Origin of the sequence: Arthrobacter sp. GCM10027362, from assembly GCF_042679445.1 — a bacterium.
In the GTDB taxonomy this organism is placed as follows: Bacteria; Actinomycetota; Actinomycetes; order Actinomycetales; family Micrococcaceae; genus Crystallibacter.
The window spans coordinates 1-4,157 of record NZ_JBHTML010000264.1 but is presented as its reverse complement, the minus strand read 5'-3'; the positions used below and the strand labels follow the sequence as shown (position 1 = coordinate 4,157).

General features: G+C 69.8%; 4 protein-coding genes and 1 pseudogene. 1 reads left to right on the top strand and 4 read right to left on the bottom strand.

Annotated elements, in window-relative coordinates; translation table 11 throughout:
- From ACFQ36_RS21195 to ACFQ36_RS21180, 4 genes and pseudogenes are all read right to left on the bottom strand, one after another.
- Positions 1–291: pseudogene (locus ACFQ36_RS21195) on the bottom strand (alpha/beta hydrolase); the annotation flags it as partial.
- A gap of 15 nt (positions 292–306) precedes the next feature.
- On the bottom strand, positions 307–1,356 hold the full coding sequence (locus tag ACFQ36_RS21190; protein ID WP_377017279.1) for a LacI family DNA-binding transcriptional regulator: 1,050 nt from the start codon (positions 1,354–1,356) through the stop codon (positions 307–309).
- 114 nt (positions 1,357–1,470) lie between these two features.
- Positions 1,471–1,842, bottom strand: coding sequence for a hypothetical protein (locus ACFQ36_RS21185; protein ID WP_377017277.1), 372 nt, complete (start codon positions 1,840–1,842; stop codon positions 1,471–1,473).
- Between the two features lie 295 nt (positions 1,843–2,137).
- Entirely contained in the window at positions 2,138–2,311 is a 174-nt protein-coding gene (locus ACFQ36_RS21180; RefSeq protein WP_377017275.1) for a hypothetical protein, read from the bottom strand.
- 226 nt (positions 2,312–2,537) lie between these two features.
- On the opposite strand from ACFQ36_RS21180, the gene ACFQ36_RS21175 reads away from it, so the two are divergent.
- Positions 2,538–4,046: an FAD-dependent oxidoreductase gene (locus ACFQ36_RS21175; protein ID WP_377017273.1), complete on the top strand. Its 1,509-nt coding sequence runs from the start codon at positions 2,538–2,540 to the stop codon at positions 4,044–4,046.
- Positions 4,047–4,157: the final 111 nt, after the last annotated feature.

Here is a 4,157-nt window from a genome sequence, read left to right as displayed (position 1 = left end):
GGCTGCCGCGGCGGTGGCGAGCGCGTCGATCCCGGCCGCCACATCCTCGAAGGTCTGCGGCCAGCCCCCGCCGTTGCCGGCCCGGCGGTACTCAAGGTTCCAGCACAGCCAGCCCCGGGCGGCCAGGTCCCGTGCCAGCGGCCGGCCAAGCGCTGCCCCGTAGGCTGCCCGCCAATAGCCGCCGTGCACGAGGACGACGGCGGTGCGCCGGCTGCGCACCGCCGGAACGTACAGTTCGGCGTACTGGCTTGGGTCCGGCCCATAGGCATGATGCGAAATATCCGTGTCCACGGCCGGCCCTGCCGCTCAGGCCCCGCCGTCCTGGCGCACCGTGGTGCCCCTGAAATGCAGCTTCCACGGCGCCGGCACGTGGCGGCCCGCCGGGTTGCCCTCCTCCTCCTGCTGCTTCTGCGGCCGGTTCTCGAGCCGGGACAGCAGCAGCCGGACGACGTCTTCCTGGATGGGTTCCGGGCCCACCGTGCTCAGCACGGGTTCGGCTTCCTGGCCGATCTCCGAATTTCCAACGCCGATAATCTCCAGCTCCTGCGGGACCTTGATGCCCAGCCGGTCTGCGGCCACTGACACACAAAGGGCGTCCAGGTCCGCGGTGGCAAAGACCGCGGTGGGCGGCTCGGCCCGGGTGAGCAGGTCGATGGCCTCCGTGTAGGTCTTCCGCCACGACCCTCCGGAGGAACGGACCAGCGCCGGGTCCAGTTCCACACCGTGGTGCTGGAGCGCCGCGCGGAACAGCTCCAGCCGGTCCCCGCCGGGCCCGGTTTCCGCCGGGGCGCGGTGGATGACACCGATCCTGCGGTGCCGGCCTGCCAGGTACCCGGCGGCTTCGGCGATTCCGCCGCCTTCGCCCATGGACACAACGTCGAAGCCCCGGGGCTCGAGCGTCTCCGAGATCACGACCTGGGCTGCGCCGCGCGCGGCCAGGTCCGCGATGGTCCGCTGCTCTTCGGCGGATCCGGTGCTGAATCCCAGGATGGCGCCGTCAGCTCCCCCGGAGAGCATGAAGTTGCGCCAGGCCTCCTGGCCCAGCAGGATCACCACCCGGTAGCCGTGTCCGGGCAGGACCCGGTACGCCGCTTCGGCCAGCGACCGGTTCCACGGCGAATCCAGGTTCTCCACGACCACGGCCACGGTGTCCGTGCGGCCGCGCCGCATGCCCCGCGCCGCGTGGTTGGCCACATAGCCCAGCGCCTGTGCCGCCTGGAGCACCCGCTCCTTGGTCGGTTCGCTGATCCGTGTCGATCCCCCGTTGCGGCCGGACAGGACGTAGGAAACGGTTGCAAGTGATACACCGGCCTGTTCCGCGACATCGCGGATAGTCGGCTTTAATGAACTCCCCATGTTCAGTGCTGCTTTCTTCCCCAAGAATCAGTACAAGCCCCTGAGGTACAGCGTAACGTTATCCCCGCGGATTCATAGGCCGCAGGCCAAGAAAGTTAAACCTTTCCAAGTCCTCTACAAGGTCCAGTCCCGGAGGCGGGCCGGATCTTGTCCGCTTCGCGGGTGTGCCTGCGGGCCGTATTCCGCGTGCCGGTGCCCTCTTCCGCAGAGCCGGGGACAGCCGTGGCGGGCGAAGATAACGGGGTCCTCGGTGACGAGCCCGTGGAAGTGCCGTCCGGGCAGGCCGTGCGGATGTTCCCCGGGGTCCTGCAGCCGCATCAGCTCCACCACGTTGACCAGCCGGGCCTTCAGCCGCTTGCCGTGCTGGTTGGACATGGCGTCCACGACGTGCACGAAGGCCTTGCAGCAGTTGGACACTCCGTGCCGGCCGGTGGGCGGGTCGTCGTCCAGCCAGTCCTGGCACAGCTGCCCGCCGAGCACCTGCATCGCGCTGCCGCTTCAGGCCAGGTGTTCGTCCGCGGCGTCCAGGCGCTGCTCCCGGGCCTTGTCCGTAACATCCAGACGGGCCCGTTGGAGGCGGTCCCGTCCGGGCCAAACACCGCGAAGTTCTCCGGGTTCAGCCGGCTCACCTGGCGCAGCCAGCCGTCCAGGCTCGGCACCGGGCTCACCAGTTCCTGCCCGGTGCGGCGACGGCGCGGTCCGAACAGGCCGGCAGCGGCAGGTCCCGGGCGGGCGCCAGCGCCGCAAGACCCCGGCGGAGTCCTTGTGTGCCTGCCGTGTTTCACGTGGATCCTGCACCGTCACGAAGGGCGGCAGATAGCCATAGCCCGGGCCGCAACTGCACCCGCTGCTGCCCGGGCACCCTGGCCGGCATCCTGGGAGCGGCGGTCTTGTAGCTGTTCAGGTGCAGGATCGGCAGCACCGCGCCGTCGTCCGGAGCCGGCTTTTCGGGCACCTGTCCTCCCGCTCCCGGGCCGAGACCTGCCGGGCCGGTTCGCAGCCGTGCCACAGCGCCGTCGTGCCGCAGATCCGATGCCTGGCCAGCCGGACAAAGCCCAGCGAGGATACCCCGCGCCGGCAGTCACCGGTGCCTCCCGCCGGCTAACCGTTGAATATGCGATTCCGCTTGACTACGGGGCCGGTACAGGGTGTGGTTGGGGTAGCCGCCGAAAGGACGCCCCATGGTCTCGCTCTGGCTCGATTCAGCGCCGCAGATACCGTCCGACCCCTTCACCGCCGAAGCCGGCTACGACACGGTGGTAGTTGGCGCGGGACTGACAGGACTGGGCACAGCGGTCCTGCTTGCCCGCGCCGGCCACCGCGTGGCCGTATTGGAAGCCCGCAGCACCGGCGCCGTCACCACCGGAAACACGACGGCCAAGGTCTCCCTGCTGCAGGGCCGCAAGCTATCGCGCATCCTCGCCCACCACAGCCCGCAGGCAGTGCGCAGCTACGTCGCGGCCCAGCGCGAGGCCCAGGACTGGCTGCTGGGATTCTGTGCGGAGCATGCGGTCGCGTTCCAGCACCGGGACGCCTACAGCTACGCCACCACCGACAAGGGCGCCGAAACCCTGCGTGCGGAGCTGCACGCCTGCACGGTCGCGGGCCTGGACGTAGAGTTGAACTCTGCCGCCGCGGAGCTGCCCTTCGCCGTTACCGGTGCGCTGAAGCTGGCCCACCAGGCCCAGATCCACCCGATGCACGTCCTCGCGGCCCTGGTCCGGGAACTGCGCACGCACGGCGGCGTGCTGGCGGAGAGGGTCCGGGCCACGGATGTCAGGTCCAAGCACGACGCCACCGGACGCAGGCTGAGCGTCCACACCGACACGGGCCGGGTCGGCGCAGACAACGTGGTGCTTGCCACAGGCATCCCGTTCCTAAACCGCGGCGGACACTTCAGCGTGCTCAAGCCCCAGCGATCCTACGCGGTGGCCTTCCAGACAGCGGGACCGGTGCCCGCAGGCATGTACCTCTCGGTGGACACGCCGACCCGGTCGCTGCGGTCCGCAGGGCACAACGACAGGGAACTGCTGATTGTCGGCGGCAATGGTCACGTGGTCGGCAGGAAGGAGCATCCCAAGGAACAGTTCGAGGACTTGGTGCGCTGGACCCGGAGCACCTTTCCAGGTGCCGAACCGACTCACTCGTGGTCGGCCCAGGACTACGAACCTGCCGGGGCACTGCCGTACGTGGGCAGATTGTCCCCGAGTGACCAATGGATCCAGACCGCCACGGGATTCGACAAGTGGGGCATGACCAATGCCATCGCGGCGGCCCTGGCGCTGAGCGGACAGATTCTGGACGGCCGGCCGGAGTGGGCGCAGGATCTGTACAAGGTGCGGATCAGTCCGACCGACGCCGCCAGCACCGTTGAAACGAACGCAGCGGTCGGCGCCCGGATGGCAATCGGCTGGGCCGAAGCCATGGTCCAGTCCGCCGGTTCTCCCCCGCCGGAGGGACAGGGCGTTGTATACCGCAGCCATGGCAAACCTGCCGGGGTAAGCACGGTTGGCGGCGTCACCCGGCGGGTCAGCGCCGTCTGTACGCATCTGGGCGGAATCCTCGAATGGAACGACGCCGAATGCAGCTGGGACTGCCCCCTGCACGGCTCACGCTTCTCGCCTGAGGGCAGCCGCCTGGAGGGCCCGGCAGTCCGGGATCTCGGGGCGCCGGAAGCCGGCGCCGGGTAGCGGCGGAAAGCCGGCGTGCCGGAGACCCCCGGGGCGGGGCAGCGCACTCCCGGCCCGGGGTTAAACGGGTCCGGCCCCGCGCGGTGGCGGGGCCGGTGGTGTGTGTGCGGC

Excerpts from the sequence above, each read along its gene's own strand:
- ACFQ36_RS21185 (WP_377017277.1), bottom strand. The coding sequence starts at position 1,842 with ATGCAGGTGCTCGGCGGGCAGCTGTGCCAGGACTGGCTGGACGACGAC.
- ACFQ36_RS21175 (WP_377017273.1), top strand. The coding sequence starts at position 2,538 with ATGGTCTCGCTCTGGCTCGATTCAGCGCCGCAGATACCGTCCGACCCC.
- ACFQ36_RS21190 (WP_377017279.1), bottom strand. The coding sequence starts at position 1,356 with ATGGGGAGTTCATTAAAGCCGACTATCCGCGATGTCGCGGAACAGGCC.